Source organism: Mesorhizobium sp. M2D.F.Ca.ET.226.01.1.1 (genome assembly GCF_004022705.2).
Lineage (GTDB): Bacteria > Pseudomonadota > Alphaproteobacteria > Rhizobiales > Rhizobiaceae > Mesorhizobium.
Genome location: NZ_RZOY02000005.1, coordinates 120,628 through 134,276 on the forward strand (window position 1 = coordinate 120,628; position 13,649 = coordinate 134,276).

At 63.7% G+C, this 13,649-nt stretch carries 17 protein-coding genes; 7 read left to right on the forward strand and 10 right to left on the reverse strand.

The window, feature by feature from the left end:
• Positions 1 to 22: 22 nt before the first annotated feature.
• Positions 23 to 1,432, reverse strand: a complete 1,410-nt coding sequence (locus tag EN869_RS13210) for a PLP-dependent aminotransferase family protein (protein WP_127226111.1) — start codon at positions 1,430 to 1,432, stop codon at positions 23 to 25.
• Positions 1,433 to 1,522: 90 nt separating this feature from the next.
• On the opposite strand from EN869_RS13210, the gene EN869_RS13215 reads away from it, so the two are divergent.
• A complete protein-coding gene (locus EN869_RS13215; RefSeq protein WP_127226112.1) occupies positions 1,523 to 1,771 on the forward strand; it encodes a DUF1127 domain-containing protein in 249 nt (82 codons plus the stop codon).
• Between the two features lie 3 nt (positions 1,772 to 1,774).
• Here EN869_RS13215 and EN869_RS13220 read toward each other — a convergent pair whose 3' ends face one another.
• The 5 genes from EN869_RS13220 to purC all read right to left on the reverse strand — a co-directional run bounded on the left by EN869_RS13220 (position 1,775) and on the right by purC (position 4,662).
• Positions 1,775 to 2,437, reverse strand: a complete 663-nt coding sequence (locus tag EN869_RS13220; protein ID WP_127226113.1) for a Pr6Pr family membrane protein — start codon at positions 2,435 to 2,437, stop codon at positions 1,775 to 1,777.
• Positions 2,438 to 2,444: 7 nt separating this feature from the next.
• Positions 2,445 to 2,852, reverse strand: a complete 408-nt coding sequence (locus EN869_RS13225; protein WP_127226114.1) for a hypothetical protein — start codon at positions 2,850 to 2,852, stop codon at positions 2,445 to 2,447.
• A 38-nt stretch (positions 2,853 to 2,890) separates the two neighbouring features.
• A complete protein-coding gene (gene purQ / locus EN869_RS13230; protein ID WP_127226115.1) occupies positions 2,891 to 3,559 on the reverse strand; it encodes a phosphoribosylformylglycinamidine synthase subunit PurQ in 669 nt (222 codons plus the stop codon).
• A gap of 2 nt (positions 3,560 to 3,561) precedes the next feature.
• The gene (purS, locus tag EN869_RS13235; protein ID WP_040995386.1) at positions 3,562 to 3,801 is read right to left on the reverse strand and encodes a phosphoribosylformylglycinamidine synthase subunit PurS; all 240 of its coding nucleotides are present in this window, start codon (positions 3,799 to 3,801) and stop codon (positions 3,562 to 3,564) included.
• A 66-nt stretch (positions 3,802 to 3,867) separates the two neighbouring features.
• Positions 3,868 to 4,662 (reverse strand): phosphoribosylaminoimidazolesuccinocarboxamide synthase, encoded by a 795-nt coding sequence (gene purC / locus EN869_RS13240; protein WP_040995384.1) that lies wholly within the window; start codon positions 4,660 to 4,662, stop codon positions 3,868 to 3,870.
• A gap of 274 nt (positions 4,663 to 4,936) precedes the next feature.
• On the opposite strand from purC, the gene EN869_RS13245 reads away from it, so the two are divergent.
• The gene (locus EN869_RS13245; protein ID WP_127226116.1) at positions 4,937 to 5,257 is read left to right on the forward strand and encodes a DUF1476 domain-containing protein; all 321 of its coding nucleotides are present in this window, start codon (positions 4,937 to 4,939) and stop codon (positions 5,255 to 5,257) included.
• A gap of 219 nt (positions 5,258 to 5,476) precedes the next feature.
• A complete protein-coding gene (locus EN869_RS13250; RefSeq protein ID WP_127226117.1) occupies positions 5,477 to 6,250 on the forward strand; it encodes an HpcH/HpaI aldolase/citrate lyase family protein in 774 nt (257 codons plus the stop codon).
• Between the two features lie 13 nt (positions 6,251 to 6,263).
• Here EN869_RS13250 and EN869_RS13255 read toward each other — a convergent pair whose 3' ends face one another.
• Positions 6,264 to 6,821, reverse strand: coding sequence for an alpha/beta hydrolase (locus EN869_RS13255; RefSeq protein WP_127226118.1), 558 nt, complete (start codon positions 6,819 to 6,821; stop codon positions 6,264 to 6,266).
• A gap of 198 nt (positions 6,822 to 7,019) precedes the next feature.
• On the opposite strand from EN869_RS13255, the gene EN869_RS13260 reads away from it, so the two are divergent.
• Entirely contained in the window at positions 7,020 to 7,832 is an 813-nt protein-coding gene (locus EN869_RS13260) for a VOC family protein (protein ID WP_127226119.1), read from the forward strand.
• Positions 7,833 to 8,023: 191 nt separating this feature from the next.
• Here EN869_RS13260 and purB read toward each other — a convergent pair whose 3' ends face one another.
• Positions 8,024 to 9,331 carry an adenylosuccinate lyase gene (purB, locus tag EN869_RS13265; protein WP_127226120.1) on the reverse strand — a complete coding sequence of 436 codons (1,308 nt, stop codon included), beginning with the start codon at positions 9,329 to 9,331 and terminating at the stop codon, positions 8,024 to 8,026.
• Positions 9,332 to 9,608: 277 nt separating this feature from the next.
• Between purB and EN869_RS13270 the strand changes: the two genes are divergently transcribed.
• Positions 9,609 to 9,866 (forward strand): DUF2171 domain-containing protein, encoded by a 258-nt coding sequence (locus tag EN869_RS13270; RefSeq protein WP_127226121.1) that lies wholly within the window; start codon positions 9,609 to 9,611, stop codon positions 9,864 to 9,866.
• 53 nt (positions 9,867 to 9,919) lie between these two features.
• On the opposite strand, the gene EN869_RS13275 is transcribed toward EN869_RS13270, so the two are convergent.
• Positions 9,920 to 10,936, reverse strand: a complete 1,017-nt coding sequence (locus tag EN869_RS13275; RefSeq protein WP_127226122.1) for a P1 family peptidase — start codon at positions 10,934 to 10,936, stop codon at positions 9,920 to 9,922.
• The gene (locus EN869_RS13280) at positions 10,936 to 12,006 is read right to left on the reverse strand and encodes a branched-chain amino acid ABC transporter substrate-binding protein (RefSeq protein WP_127226123.1); all 1,071 of its coding nucleotides are present in this window, start codon (positions 12,004 to 12,006) and stop codon (positions 10,936 to 10,938) included. The genes EN869_RS13275 and EN869_RS13280 overlap by 1 nt, the downstream gene beginning before the upstream one ends.
• A 192-nt stretch (positions 12,007 to 12,198) precedes the next feature.
• Here EN869_RS13280 and EN869_RS13285 point away from each other — a divergent pair, with 192 nt between their 5' ends.
• Both EN869_RS13285 and EN869_RS13290 read left to right on the forward strand, forming a co-directional pair.
• Entirely contained in the window at positions 12,199 to 12,693 is a 495-nt protein-coding gene (locus EN869_RS13285; protein WP_127226124.1) for a flavin reductase, read from the forward strand.
• Positions 12,694 to 12,722: 29 nt separating this feature from the next.
• Positions 12,723 to 13,646: a MoxR family ATPase gene (locus EN869_RS13290; protein WP_095818559.1), complete on the forward strand. Its 924-nt coding sequence runs from the start codon at positions 12,723 to 12,725 to the stop codon at positions 13,644 to 13,646.
• The last annotated feature ends 3 nt before the right edge of the window (positions 13,647 to 13,649 follow it).

The window sequence follows — 13,649 nt, forward strand, 5'->3', positions numbered from 1 at the left end:
CAGCCCGGGTCTGTGGGCTTGGTCAGGAAAAACTGTCGTAGCCGGCGCGGCCTTCGTCGAGCAAGCGGCGAATGACGGCGACGCCATCGGCGACATCCTTGCTCTGGCGCGGTTGCGATACGCCAAAGCGCACGCCGTGAAAGACCTGCTCGGAACGGCCGGCCTTGAACTCGTCCTCGTCGTCGATGAGCACGCCCTGCGCCAGGCAGGCATTCTTGAAAGTGCCGGACAGCCACGGGTCCGGCAAGGTCAGCCAGACGAAGGGCACGTTATCCCTTGCCTTGAAGTCGAATCCCGCCATAACGTCGCGCACGATAGCGAGGCGGGCCTGAATTTCGGCAATGCAGCGCTTGCGGATTTCGCCCGCCTGGCCCGACATCACCAGCCTCGTACCGACCTCGGCCAGCAGGAAGGGCAGGCCGCCGGTCATCATCTTGTGGGCGACGCGGATGCGATGGCGGTAGGCCGGCGGGCAGGAGAGCCAACCGCCGCGCACGCCTGCCGCGACCGACTTCGACAGGCCACCGGCGACGATCGTACGCTCGGGCGCATATTCGGCCAGCAGCGGCGTCGGGTCGTCGGTGAGCTCGCCGTAAAGATCGTCCTCGATCAGCGCGACATTGTATTCGCGCGCAATCTTTGCGATCGCCTGGCGCCGCTCCGCCGACAGCGTCACCAGCGTCGGATTCTTCGCGGTCGGCATCAGGAATATCACTTTTGGATGTTTCTGCGCGCAGACGTGCTCGAAATCATCGGGGTCGATGCCGTTGTCGTCAGTCAAGACCAGCGCGATGCGGCGCCCGATCAGCCCGGCGCTGCGCGCGATCTGCGAATAGGTGAGATGCTCGAAAACCACGTAGTCGCCGGGCATGGTCAGCGCCGCGATCGCCGCCATGACCGCGGCATGGGTGCCCAGCGTAGGGACGATCGAATCGGGCAAGGGGCGGAAAGCGTTGCGCGAAAGCCAGCGGCTGCCCGCCTCGTACCAGCGCTCGGGAAAATCACGCGTGTAGCTCGAAATGTCGTGCGGGTGTTCCTGCGCCGTGCGCGCCAGGATGTCTGCAATCACCGCGCCCTGGCCGACATCGGGCGCGGCGGTGCTGTCGAAGCGCAGCTTGCCGCTCGGGGCGTCGATTGGGCGCGTGCCTTGCAAGCCCGGTTCGACCTCGGGTTTCGGCGTTTCGGCGCGCTGGGCGAGCACATAGGTGCCGCGACCGACCTCACCGCTTACCAGGCCACGTTCGCGCAGCAACTGATAGGCCCTGCCGATCGTGCCGACCGTCGTGCCGATATCGTAGGCGAGGTCGCGCTGCGGCGGCAGTTTTGCACCGGCATCGATGACGCCCTTATCGATATCTGACTCAATGCTGTCAGCAAGGCGCTGATAAAGCGGACCGGAGCCAGTGGAAAGGTCAGGGAGCCAATTTGTCATGGTGACAATTTTCTATATTGCACCGCGTGATGAGTCAATCCATATCGAACCCGCGATTGCAAGGTACAATCGAGACAAGGCAGAACGACAATGGATACAATCGAGACAATTCGCCATGCCGGGCCGGCTTTTGGTGCACAGGCCGATCTGCTGATTCAGCGCGGCTTCGTCGGTCGCGTGCTGGTCGTGCTCCGTTCTCTCGCACGGCAGATCAACCGCATGCTGGACCGCCGGCGTGGTCGCTTGGCACTGCTGGAGATGACGGACGAGCAGCTCAAGGATATCGGCATCTCGCGCTGCGACGCCCATCGCGAAGGCATCAGGGCATTCTGGGAGTGATGCCTATCGGCGGCTCGATTGGACGCGGGCCGCGGGCTTTCCTCGCAACCGGCCGATGCCGTGATCGACGAGTACGGCAAGCACGCTCAATCCGATGAACAGGGCAGTCACACCCGAGGCCGAAATGGCGACGCTCGCCGCGCCGTTCTTGGCCACGTCCAGGAACGGGTAGGGCACTTCGCCGGCGAAGGGCGCGCGTATCAGCGCATAGGCGAGATAGGCGAGCGGATAGACCATCCACCAGGAGATATCGCGCCAGCGCGTGCTGCCGTCTGCGCCTGCAATGAGCCACCACGTGACGAAGATAAACGGCGTGACATAGTGGAGCAGGATGTCGCAAAGCAGGAACAGGCCCTGCGGCTGCCAGAGCTTCGACAGCACAGTCACGTAAACGACAAAGACCAGTGTGATGGCGACGGCGATACCGGCGCGCAGGCGCTGGCTGGCAAAAGCGGGAAACCAGGCGTAGCCGGCGGGTGACAGCAGCGAAGCATGCACCATCACAGCCGCGATGTTGGTCAAGATGGTGAAGAAGCTGAAGAGAAAGACGATCGAGCTGAGGAGGCTGCGCCCTGCCGCCATCGCCGCCGGAATGGTGATCGCGGCCTGCAGGACGAGCCCGATCAGCCCGATGACCAGTCCCGCCATTTGCAGGAACCGGCCCATGGCGACCTCAGGCGGCTGCCGCGCAGGACGGGTTGCCGGCCTGCCAGCGGGCGATGTCGGAACCGATGCGCGCGCCGAGCGGCTCGTTCATCAGCGGACCGAACACATCGACGCGGCTGGAATTGCCCTGCGCCTGCACGACCAGCAGCGGCTTGCCGCCATAATGCTTGGCGGGCACCAGCAGGAAGCGCGGCGTGCCGCTGTAAGAATTGAGCTCATTGGCCATCTGGTAGGCTTTGAAGGCCGGATCCTTGCTGGCGATCCAGCATTTATGCGCCGAGATGGCGACCTGTTCCATGGCCAGCAGCGAGGCGCTTTTGCCTGATGGAACCGGCGTCGTCTTGGGGCTGGATTGGCAGGAAGCCAGGGCAAGCCCGGCGGCCACGAGAGCAAGGCGAGCAATCGTCGGTCTCATGGTCAGTCCGCCCCCCGCGTTCCGATAGATTTTGAAGATCAAGCCGCGATGCCGAGTGCGCTTTCAAACAGCGCCCGCCCGTCATTGCCGCCATGCGCCGCCTCGATCAGGTTCTCCGGATGCGGCATCAGGCCGAGCACGTTGCCCTTGTCGTTGACGATGCCGGCGATGTCGTTCATCGAGCCGTTGGGGTTGGTGCCGTCGGCATAGCGGAACACCACCTGGCCTTCGCCTTCGAGACGGGCGAGCGTCTCGACATCGGCGAAATAATTGCCGTCGTGATGCGCCACGGGCGAGCGGATCACCTGTCCGGGCTGGTAGCGGCGCGTGAACATGGTGTTGGCGTTGGCGATCTCGAGCTTGATCTGCCGGCAGACGAATTTCAGCGAGGCGTTGCGCATCAAGGCGCCGGGCAGCAGTCCCGCCTCGACCAGGATCTGGAAGCCGTTGCAGACACCGATGACGGTGACACCCTTGGCCGCCTTTTCGGCGACCGCCCGCATCACCGGCATGCGCGCCGCGATCGCGCCGCAGCGCAGATAGTCACCGAAGGAGAAGCCGCCGGGAATGGCGATCAGGTCGACATCGGGGATTTCGGTGTCGGTCTGCCACACCGTCGCCGGCGCCTGGCCGGAAATCTTGGTCAGCGCCGCGATCATATCGCGGTCGCGGTTGAGGCCAGGCAGGAGGACGACGGCTGATTTCATTGTCAGGCGATCTCCACCGCGTAGTTCTCAATCACCGTGTTCGCCAGAAGCTTGTCGCACATGGCCTTGAGATCGGCTTCGGCCTTGGCCTTATCGGTCCCGGTGAGCTCGATGTCGAACACCTTGCCCTGGCGCACCTGGCCGACGCCGTCAAAGCCCAGCCCGGAAAGTGCGTGCTCGATCGCCTTGCCCTGGGGGTCGAGAACGCCGTTCTTGAGGGTCACGGTGATGCGGGCTTTCATCGATACTCCTGGGCAGATGGTCGTTTGGGAAAGGGGCCCGCCATCGTCCTGCAGGCCCGTCACTATTCAGTGCTTCAGGCCTTTGGGCGCCTCGGAAGAGGCGACGAGCACTGGACCCGTCGGGCGCGGCGGCTCGTTCTCGTTGATGATGCCGAGACGGCGGGCAACCTCCTGATAGGCTTCGACCAGGCCGCCCATGTCGCGGCGGAAGCGGTCCTTGTCGAGCTTGTCCTGGGTGGCGACGTCCCACAGCCGGCAGGAATCCGGCGAGATTTCGTCGGCGACGACGATGCGCATCATGTCGCCCTCGAACAGGCGGCCGCACTCGATCTTGAAGTCGACGAGCTGGATGCCGACACCAAGGAACAGGCCGGAGAGGAAGTCGTTGACGCGGATGGCCAAGGCCATGATGTCGTCGATTTCCTGCGGGCTCGCCCAGCCGAAGGCGGTGATGTGCTCTTCCGACACCATCGGATCGTCGAGCGCGTCGGCCTTGTAGTAGAACTCGATGATCGAGCGCGGCAGCACAGTGCCTTCCTCGATGCCGAGACGCTTGGACAGCGAGCCGGCGGCGACATTGCGCACGACGACCTCGAGCGGGATGATCTCGACTTCCTTGATCAACTGCTCGCGCATGTTGAGCCGGCGGATGAAGTGGGTCGGAATGCCCATGCGGTTCAAGTGGTTGAAGATGTGCTCGGAAATGCGGTTGTTGAGCACGCCCTTGCCATCGACCACTTCGTGTTTCTTCTTGTTGAAGGCGGTGGCGTCGTCCTTGAAGAACTGGATCAGCGTCCCCGGCTCAGGTCCCTCATAGAGGATCTTGGCCTTGCCTTCGTAAATGCGGCGGCGATTTTTCATCTGATTTTTTCTCTGGATCTGCGGCAGGCGGCAAGTGACCGGTTCCTGTCCGTCTGCCTAAATTAGTATGGCGACGGCGGCGTTCAATGCCGGTGTTATCGCAATCGCCCTGTTTGCTCAATCGCCAAATCCCGCGAATCAACCGCTTTCGGGATCGAAATGCCGCAGCGCAGCATGCGACGAAGCATATTGACCGGCTCGCGGCCTTTTGATTTGTGCTTGCCCATCACACATATTCACCGCGAACGCGAATCGGATTGATCGGAGGGACGTCATGAGCAGCATGAAAGACCGCGAAGAGGGCTTTGAGCGCAAATTCGTCTTCGACGAGGAACTTCGCTTCAAGGCCGCGGCGCGTCGCAACAAGGCGCTCGGCCTCTGGGCTGCTGAAAAGCTTGGCAAATCCGGCGACGATGCGGAAGCCTACGCCAAAGAGGTGGTGGTCTCGGATATCGAGGAAGCCGGCGATCATGACGTCTTCCGCAAGATCCGCCAGGATTTCGATGCCGCCGGCGTCAATCAGTCCGACCATCAGATCCGCCGCACCATGGATGAATTGATGGCGCAGGCGATCGAGCAGATCAAGAACAGCTGAGGCTGGACGAGCAGGATGTCGCCCGAAAGCCGCTTCACGCTTTTCGGCATCATGCTCTATCTCTTTGTTTTTAGGCAATTCCGGGCGGAAAACCGCTACACACTTTTCCAGGAATTGCTCTGACTGGACCAATCGACCGCCCGGTCTAGCCGGGCGGTTTTTCTTTGCCTTGCCGCCGTTTCCGGCTGAAACTGCGGATTGTTAACAAGGAAAGTTCCGATGTCGCTCAAGTCCCGCCTGGCCGCCGACGAAACGCTGTTCACGGCCTGGTCCGGCGTGCCGGACGTGCTGACGGTCGAAATCATCGCCAAGCAAGGCTTTGATGCCGTCACCCTCGACATGCAGCATGGCGGCCACCACGAGGACAGCGTGCTGCGCGGACTGGTGCCGGTGCTCGCCGCCAGCAAGCCGGCGCTGGTGCGCATTCCGGTCGGCCGCTTCGACATGGCGAGCCGCGCGCTCGATTTCGGCGCCGAGGCGGTGATCGCGCCGATGGTGAACTCCGTGGCCGACGCGAGGCAGTTCGCCGCCGCGATGAAATATCCGCCGCTGGGCGAGCGCTCCTGGGGGCCGACCTACGCGTTCCCGCGCCACGGTAAGGGCGACCACGCCGAATGGCTGCGCGATTCCAACCAGCGCACCATGGCTTTCGCGATGGTCGAGACGCGGGCGGCATTCGAGGCGCTGGACGGCATTTTGGACACGCCCGGCATCGACGGCATCTTCGTCGGCCCGTCGGATTTCTCGATCGCCTGGTCGAACGGCACCACCGTCAATTCGACGCTGGAAAGCATGATGGAGACGGTGGCGTCGATCGCCGAGCGGACGCGCAAGGCCGGAAAGCATGCCGCCATCTACGTCATCGAGCCGGCAATCGCCGGCCGCGTCGTGTCGATGGGCTACCGGCTGCTTGCCATGGGCTCCGACCACACGCTGATTTCGCTTGGCGCCAAGACGCTGCTGAAGAGCATGCGGGATTCGATCGGCGCCTAACGCGGCGCTGAACTCAAGGCTCTTTCAGCTCCGTCAGGAATTTGGCGAAAGTCATCGAGCCCTCCGGCCATGGGCCGAAGCCTGCATCCTGGTTGAGATGGCCGGCCTCGCCGGCATCGATGAACAGCGATCCCCAGGCGGCGGCAATGTCCTCGGCGACGTCGAAGGCGCAGAACGGATCGTTGCGGCTGGCAATCACGATCGACGGAAAGGGCAGCGGGTCGCGGGAATAGGGGCCGAAGGTCATCAGATGCCGTGGCCTGATTTCAGGATTGGAGACATCCGGCGGCGCCACGAAGAAGGCGCCCGCGATGGGCTTCCTGAATTGCGGGATGGCCTGCACCGCCGCCGCGACGCCAAGCGAGTGCGCGACGAGCACCACCGGCCGCTCGGCTTCGTTGACGGCGTTCGCCACGCTTGCCGTCCAATCCTCGCGCACCGGCTTCGTCCATTCCGTCTGCTCGACCCGGCGCGCCGTCGACAGTTTCGACTGCCAGCGCGTCTGCCAATGTTCGGGGCCGGAATTGGTGTAGCCCGGCACGATCAGAATATCTGCGTCTTTGACTTTCATCGCGCCGATGTAGCGAGTGGCCTTCTCGCCCGCAACCCCGTCGGAAATATCGGCATGGCCGCAACTGTGAACAACCTGTTCGATTCTTGCTGTCTTGTGTGAACGATCGCAATCGACGATTTGCAGAGGGAACAAGGAACAAGAGCTGGCGGCCTGGAAAATCCCATATCGGGAGGCGCTGCCCGAATGGAGAGCTTGATGAGCGAACTGCCTTTTGCCGCGACCACCCCGGTCAGCGTGTCGCGTGTCGGGTTGAAGGCGCGCGACGCCGAGAGCCTGGCCGCCTATTACCGCGCCGTTGTCGGCTTGCAGGAACTGAGCCGCGCCGACGGCGCGATCACCCTTGGCGCAGCCAACCGCCCGCTGCTGGTGCTCGAACAGGATGCTTCGGCCAAGCCCGACGATCCGCGCAGCGCCGGCCTTTTCCATACCGCTTTCCTCCTGCCGTCACGCGCTGATCTCGGCCGCTGGATCAACCACGCCGCCGCCAACCGCATCGGCATTGAGGGCGCCTCCGACCACTTGGTCAGCGAAGCGCTGTATCTGACCGATCCGGAAGGCAATGGCATCGAAATCTATGCCGACCGCCGCCCCCAGGACTGGAAATGGAACGGCGACAAGATCGCCATGGCCACCGAGCGGCTGAACCTGCCGGCGGTGGTCGGCAGTGTGCCCGCGGACGACGCCGGCTGGCAGCGCGCGCCGGAAAACACCATCGTCGGCCATGTGCATCTGCGCGTCGGCCGGCCGGAAGACGCGGAAGCCTGGTGGCATGGCGAGTTCGGCTTCGACACCGTCGCCAAATATGGCGGCCAGGCGGTGTTCCTGTCGTCCGGCCATTATCATCATCATATCGGCGCCAATGCTTGGCAAAGCGCCGGCGCCGGCCGCCGCGATCCGTCCCGCTCGGGCCTCGCCTGGGTCGAGATGCGCTCGGACAATGTGAAGGCCGAGACGAGCCGCGAGGATCCGTGGGGCACGGTGATCAGGACTGTGCCCGGGAAGGCTTGAGCCAGCGTTGGCGACAGCCGCTTTCTCCCGTTTACGGGGAGAAATGCCCGGCAGGGCAATGAGGGGCAGCGCCGAGGTTGCGTGATTGTCTCTTCAGCCGCAGAGCCCATGGGGCGATGATCGCCAAAGTCGGCGCCGCCCCTCATCCGCCCTTCGGGCACCTTCTCCCCGTGAAGCGGGGAGAAGGAAACTCAAGCTTCTCCGAACACCCGCTTGAAGATCGTGTCGACATGCTTGGTGTGGTAGCCGAGATCGAATTTCTCGCGGATTTCGGCTTCGGAAAGGGCGGCCGTCACGTCCTTGTCGGCCAGCAATTCCTCGAGGAAATCGGCGCCGTGCTCCCACACTTTCATGGCGTTGCGCTGCACCAGCCGATAGGAATCCTCGCGTGACAGGCCGGCCTGGGTCAGCGCCAGAAGCACGCGCTGCGAATGCACCAGCCCGCGGAACTTGTTGAGGTTCTTCTCCATATTCTCGGGATAGACGAGCAGCTTGTCGATGACGCCGGTGAGGCGCGCCAGCGCGAAATCCAGCGTCACCGTCGCGTCTGGCCCGATCATGCGCTCGACCGAGGAATGCGAAATGTCGCGCTCATGCCACAGCGCCACGTCCTCCATCGCAGGCATGGCATAGGCGCGCACCATACGGGCGAGGCCGGTGAGGTTTTCGGTCAGGACCGGGTTGCGCTTGTGCGGCATCGCCGACGAGCCCTTTTGGCCCGGCGAGAAATACTCTTCCGCCTCCAGCACTTCGGTGCGCTGCAGATGGCGGATCTCAATGGCGAGGCGTTCGACCGACGAGGCGATGACGCCAAGCGTGGCAAAGAACATGGCGTGCCGGTCGCGCGGGATCACCTGAGTGGATACCGGCTCAGGCTTCAGCCCGAGTTTTTCCGCCACATGCTCTTCGACATAGGGCTCGATGTTGGCGAAGGTGCCGACGGCGCCAGAGATCGCACATGTCGCGATATCCTCCCGCGCGTTCAGCAGCCGCTCGCGGCAGCGCGAGAATTCGGCATAGGCCTGCGCCAGCTTGACGCCGAAGGTGGTCGGCTCGGCATGGATGCCGTGGCTGCGGCCAATGGTGACGGTATCCTTGTGCTCGAAGGCGCGGCGCTTCAGGGCCGCAAGCAAGGCGTCGATGTCGGCAAGCAGGATGTCGCTGGCGCGCGTCAATTGCACGGCAAGGCAGGTGTCGAGCACGTCCGACGATGTCATGCCCTGGTGGATGAAGCGGGCGTCCGGTCCGACGAACTCTGCGAGATGAGTCAGGAAAGCGATGACATCATGCTTGGTGACGCGTTCGATCTCGTCGATCTTGGCGACATCGAATTTGGCCGCGCCGCCTTTTTCCCAGATCGTCCTTGCCGCTTCTTTCGGGATGACACCCAGTTCAGCCAGCGCATCGCAGGCATGCGCCTCGATCTCGAACCAGATGCGGAAGCGGGTTTCGGGCGACCAGATGGCGACCATTTCCGGTCGGGAATAGCGAGGGATCATCCGTTTTCTAAGTCCTGCCTGGAGAAGTGTTGGCCGCGTCCTAACAGAGGCAGGCCCGATGCTCAACGCCGCTGCCGCGCAAACCAGACGCTCGCTGCCACCAGTGCGGCAAAACCCAGCGGAAAATAGAGCCGCAAGCCCAGCACGACGAACTGGTAGAGCGGTCAGCATGGTGAAGGCGAATACGCGCCGCGCGATGCATCCAATCCGGCGTTCATTTGTTATTGTCGGCCCTCTCGCATCCGAAAGGGCAAATCCCATCCAGCGGAGGACCAGCATGAGCACCGACATCAGCAAGGTACGCGGACATATGGAAGTGATCGGCGCCGATGGCGTCCATATCGGCACCGTCGACAAGGTCGAAGGTGATCGGATCAAGCTGACCAAGGCCGACAGCGGCATGGGCTCGCATAAGGGACATCACCATTACATTTCGCTCGCCCTGGTCGCGGAGATCGACGGGCAGAAGGTATGGCTTTCGGCGAATTCGGATGTCGCCGTCACCTTCGAGGAAGAAAAATCCGATCCAACCTGATCTTGTTTTTGAGCATTTTCGGACGGAAAACACTTTTCCTGGAATTGCTCCAGTCAGCGCGACGACCAGACAGGGAACAAATCGCCGTCGGCGGGCGTCGCGGCATAAACGCCTCGGCTGATGGCCCGTGCCATGGTTGCGCCGGCGGCCGCGAACAGGTCGATCGCGGCATCGGCGCCGAGCTCGATGCCGCTGCTTCCGGTCGCCAGGGCGAAGACGAGATCGCCATCCGCCGGCGTATGCGTCGGCCAGATGGCGCGGGCGAAGCCGTCATGTGCTGAAATCGCCAACCGCTTGGCCGCGGCCTTGGTCAGGATTGCGTCGGTAGCGATGACGGCGATGGTGGTGTTGGAGCCCTCGGCCTCGCCGCCGACCTGCCTGTCGCGGTATTTCAGCAGGATCTTCCGGGCGTCTTGCGGCATAGGCTCGGGATAGCCCAAGCCACCGAACTCGTCGCCGATCTCGAAGGGTGCCGCCCAGAAATGACGGCCGCGGCCGACCGTCACCGAGCCGGTCGGGTTGACGGCGGCGAGCGCGCCGATTGTGACGCCGCTGTCGAGCAACGTCGAGGCGGAGCCCAGGCCGCCCTTCAATCCGGAGGTCAGCGCGCCGGTGCCGGTGCCTGCCGTGCCGATGGCGAAATCCGCTGTTGCCGCCTGCACGGCCTGGTAACCGAGTTCGCGATAGGGCGGATAACGGCCCCAATTCTTGTCGCCGCCATTGCGCAAGTCGAACAGGATCGCGGCCGGCACGATCGGCACGCGAAAACCGCCCACCTCGACACCGATGTTGTTCTCGCGCAGCGCCGCCTGGACGCCAGACGCGGCATCGAGGCCAAACGCCGAGCCGCCGGACAGCACGACGGCATGGATCGCGGCGATCGAATTCTGCGGCTCGAGCAGGTCGGTCTCGCGCGTCCCTGGCGCGCCGCCCAGCACCTGGACGCCGGCCACGGCAGGCTCATCGCAAAGCACCACCGTGACGCCGGATTTCAGCCTGGCGTCGGCGGCATTGCCGACGCGCAAGCCGGCGACGTCGGTGATAAGGTTGCGCGGTCCGGTGCGGAACATCACTTGTCCTCCAGCGGCACGAAATGCGTGCCGTCGAAGCGATAGACACGGAACGTGTTCTGGCTGAGATCGCCCTTGTCGTCGAAGCGGATGGTGCCGATCGCGGTGGTGAAATCATGGCCGGTCAGCGCCTCGCCAAGCGGCTTGCCGGCGCTTTCCGCATCAGCAGTCGCGGCCTTGGCGATCTCGACCGCCGCATAGGCCGGCAGCGTGTAGCCGTCCGGCACGATGGTCTTCGCACCAAAAGCCTGCACGATTTTGGGGTCGGCGATCTCCGACCATTCCGGCGGTGCGATCATCAGCGTGCCAACGGCGTAGGGGACGTCCCCCTGCGGCGTGCGGAGGTTTTCGCCACCGGCGAAGGTGATGCCGGCATTGAGCTGGGCGGCATCGCGGCCCATGATCGCGAGGTCGTCGCCGTCGCCGCCGGCAAACACCTTTGTCGCGCCGGCCTTCTTCAAACGGCCGACCAGACCGATCTGGTTGTCGAGCTGCGGCCGGAACGTGTCGACGAAGACCGGCTTCAGCGCCGCCTGCTCGGCGGCGGCGCGAAACGTCTCGGCCATCTCGCGGCCGTAGATGGTGCCGTCATCGACAATGGCGAACAGGTCGTCGCGCCAGAGTTGGGTGAGCTTCGCGGCAACCGCATTGCGCTCATCGTCGCCGCGCGGGCCGAGCCGGTAGACCGGCCAGCCGGTCTTGGCGCGTCGGTCGGTCAGGCTTTCGGTGCGCACGCCGACCGTGATCACCGGAATGTTGGCGTCTTTCAGGATCGGCAGCGCGGCCTCGATCGCCTCGGTGCAGAGAAAGCCGACGACTATATTGACCTTGGCGTCGACGAATTCCTTTGCCGCCGCGGCGCCGCCCTCGGCCGTGCAGGCATCGTCGGCGGTCTTGATCGCAAGGCCGTTCGCCTCCGCTGCCAGGGCTGCGCCAGCCTCGACCTGCTTGCCGAGGATCGCCGACGGACCGGAGAGCGGCGCCGCAACGCCGACCAGCGTCTCGGCGTCGGCGTTCGCGGCCAGCGACAGCCAGAGCAGCACGGCTGATGTCGTCGTGAGAAGACGCATTCGGGCTAAGAGATCCTCCATGCCGGGAATACAGTCCCGACACTATTCCAAGAAATGCCTAAAGGCTGGCTAAGCGCCGCGCAACACGCGAATTTGCGGATTGCGGTCAAGCACTTCGCCTATGCCAGGCAGCTTGTGACGTGCAATATGCCGCCATATATAACGGGCTTGTCCAGACAGGTGGATTATCGGTTGCTGAAGATCAACGACATCGGGCCGCAGCACTATCGCGATGCGATGGCGCATTTTGCCGGCCATGTTCATGTGGTGACGACGGACGGGCCGGGCGGCAAGCGCGGCGCGACGGTCATCGCCGCCTGCTCGGTTTCGGACACGCCGCCGATAGTGCTGGTCTGCCTCAACCGCGAGAACGCCAAGAACGAGGCGTTCGTCAAAAACGGCAAGTTCGCGCTGAACACGCTCGCCTCGGACCAGGAAGCCGTGTCGGTCGGCTTTTCCGGCGTCACCGGCCTGCCGGTGGAGGAGCGCTTTGCGCTCGCCGAGTGGGACGTGATATCGACCGGCGCGCCGACGCTGAAGGGCGCGCTTGCCGTGTTCGATTGCGAGATCATCGACACCAAGGACCTGGCCACCCACCGTGTGCTTTTTGGCAAGGTGACAGGCCTGCGCATCGGCGATAATTTGCGGCCGCTGATCTACCACAACCGCGGCTATCATTTTCTTTGAAACGGGCGAGCGGGATCCACGGAGACAAGATGACCGCGCCGCGGCCCGCGCCGAAATCGATCGACGAAACGCTCGAACTTTTGACCGGCGCGGACTATGTCGCGGACCGTTCGCTGGCGACGGTGCTGTTCCTTTCGCTGCGCATGAAGCGGCCCTTGTTCCTCGAGGGCGAGGCGGGCGTCGGCAAGACCGAGATCGCCAAGGTGCTGGCCGACGCGCTGGGACGCCGGCTGATCCGCCTGCAATGCTATGAAGGGCTCGACGTCTCCTCGGCCGTCTATGAGTGGAATTACGCCGCGCAGATGATCGAGATCCGCATGGAGGAGGCGGCGGGCAAGGTCGTGCGCTCCGACATGGAGCGCAACGTCTTTTCCGAAAAATACCTGATCCGTCGCCCGGTGCTCGACGCGCTGACCGGCAAGGCGGGCGCCGCGCCGGTGTTCCTGATCGACGAACTCGATCGCACGGACGAGGCGTTCGAGGCGTTTCTGCTGGAAATCCTGTCGGACTTCCAGGTTACCGTGCCGGAGCTCGGCACGATCAAGGCGGAAGAGCCACCGATCGTAATCATCACCACAAACCGCACGCGCGAGATCCATGACGCGCTGAAGCGGCGCTGCCTCTATCACTGGGTCGACTATCCGAATGCCGAGCGCGAGTTGGAGATCGTGCGGCGCAAGGTGCCGCAGGCGAACCGCCGGCTGTCGGCGGAGGTGGTGTCCTTCATCCAGAAGCTGCGCCAGGTCGAGCTGTTCAAGGCGCCCGGCGTTGCCGAAACAATCGATTGGGCCGGCGCTCTGACCGAGCTCGACAAGGTGGCGCTCGATCCCGAGACCGTGTCCGACACGATCGGCGTCCTTCTCAAATACCAGGACGACATCGCCCGCATCGGCGAAGGCGAGGGCCGGCGCATCCTCAATGAGGTGAAGGCCGAGCTTTCGGCGGCGGAGTAGGCG

Bases quoted from the DNA above. Each gene is read 5' to 3' on its own strand.
- EN869_RS13270 (WP_127226121.1), top strand. From the start codon at position 9,609: ATGAGCACCGACATCAGCAAGGTACGCGGACATATGGAAGTGATCGGC.
- EN869_RS13215 (WP_127226112.1), top strand. From the start codon at position 1,523: ATGGATACAATCGAGACAATTCGCCATGCCGGGCCGGCTTTTGGTGCA.
- purB (WP_127226120.1), bottom strand. From the start codon at position 9,331: ATGATCCCTCGCTATTCCCGACCGGAAATGGTCGCCATCTGGTCGCCC.
- purS (WP_040995386.1), bottom strand. From the start codon at position 3,801: ATGAAAGCCCGCATCACCGTGACCCTCAAGAACGGCGTTCTCGACCCC.
- EN869_RS13275 (WP_127226122.1), bottom strand. From the start codon at position 10,936: ATGTTCCGCACCGGACCGCGCAACCTTATCACCGACGTCGCCGGCTTG.
- EN869_RS13210 (WP_127226111.1), bottom strand. From the start codon at position 1,432: ATGACAAATTGGCTCCCTGACCTTTCCACTGGCTCCGGTCCGCTTTAT.
- EN869_RS13260 (WP_127226119.1), top strand. From the start codon at position 7,020: ATGAGCGAACTGCCTTTTGCCGCGACCACCCCGGTCAGCGTGTCGCGT.
- EN869_RS13245 (WP_127226116.1), top strand. From the start codon at position 4,937: ATGAGCAGCATGAAAGACCGCGAAGAGGGCTTTGAGCGCAAATTCGTC.
- purC (WP_040995384.1), bottom strand. From the start codon at position 4,662: ATGAAAAATCGCCGCCGCATTTACGAAGGCAAGGCCAAGATCCTCTAT.
- EN869_RS13280 (WP_127226123.1), bottom strand. From the start codon at position 12,006: ATGCGTCTTCTCACGACGACATCAGCCGTGCTGCTCTGGCTGTCGCTG.
- EN869_RS13255 (WP_127226118.1), bottom strand. From the start codon at position 6,821: ATGAAAGTCAAAGACGCAGATATTCTGATCGTGCCGGGCTACACCAAT.
- EN869_RS13225 (WP_127226114.1), bottom strand. From the start codon at position 2,852: ATGAGACCGACGATTGCTCGCCTTGCTCTCGTGGCCGCCGGGCTTGCC.
- EN869_RS13290 (WP_095818559.1), top strand. From the start codon at position 12,723: ATGACCGCGCCGCGGCCCGCGCCGAAATCGATCGACGAAACGCTCGAA.
- EN869_RS13220 (WP_127226113.1), bottom strand. From the start codon at position 2,437: ATGGGCCGGTTCCTGCAAATGGCGGGACTGGTCATCGGGCTGATCGGG.
- EN869_RS13250 (WP_127226117.1), top strand. From the start codon at position 5,477: ATGTCGCTCAAGTCCCGCCTGGCCGCCGACGAAACGCTGTTCACGGCC.
- purQ (WP_127226115.1), bottom strand. From the start codon at position 3,559: ATGAAATCAGCCGTCGTCCTCCTGCCTGGCCTCAACCGCGACCGCGAT.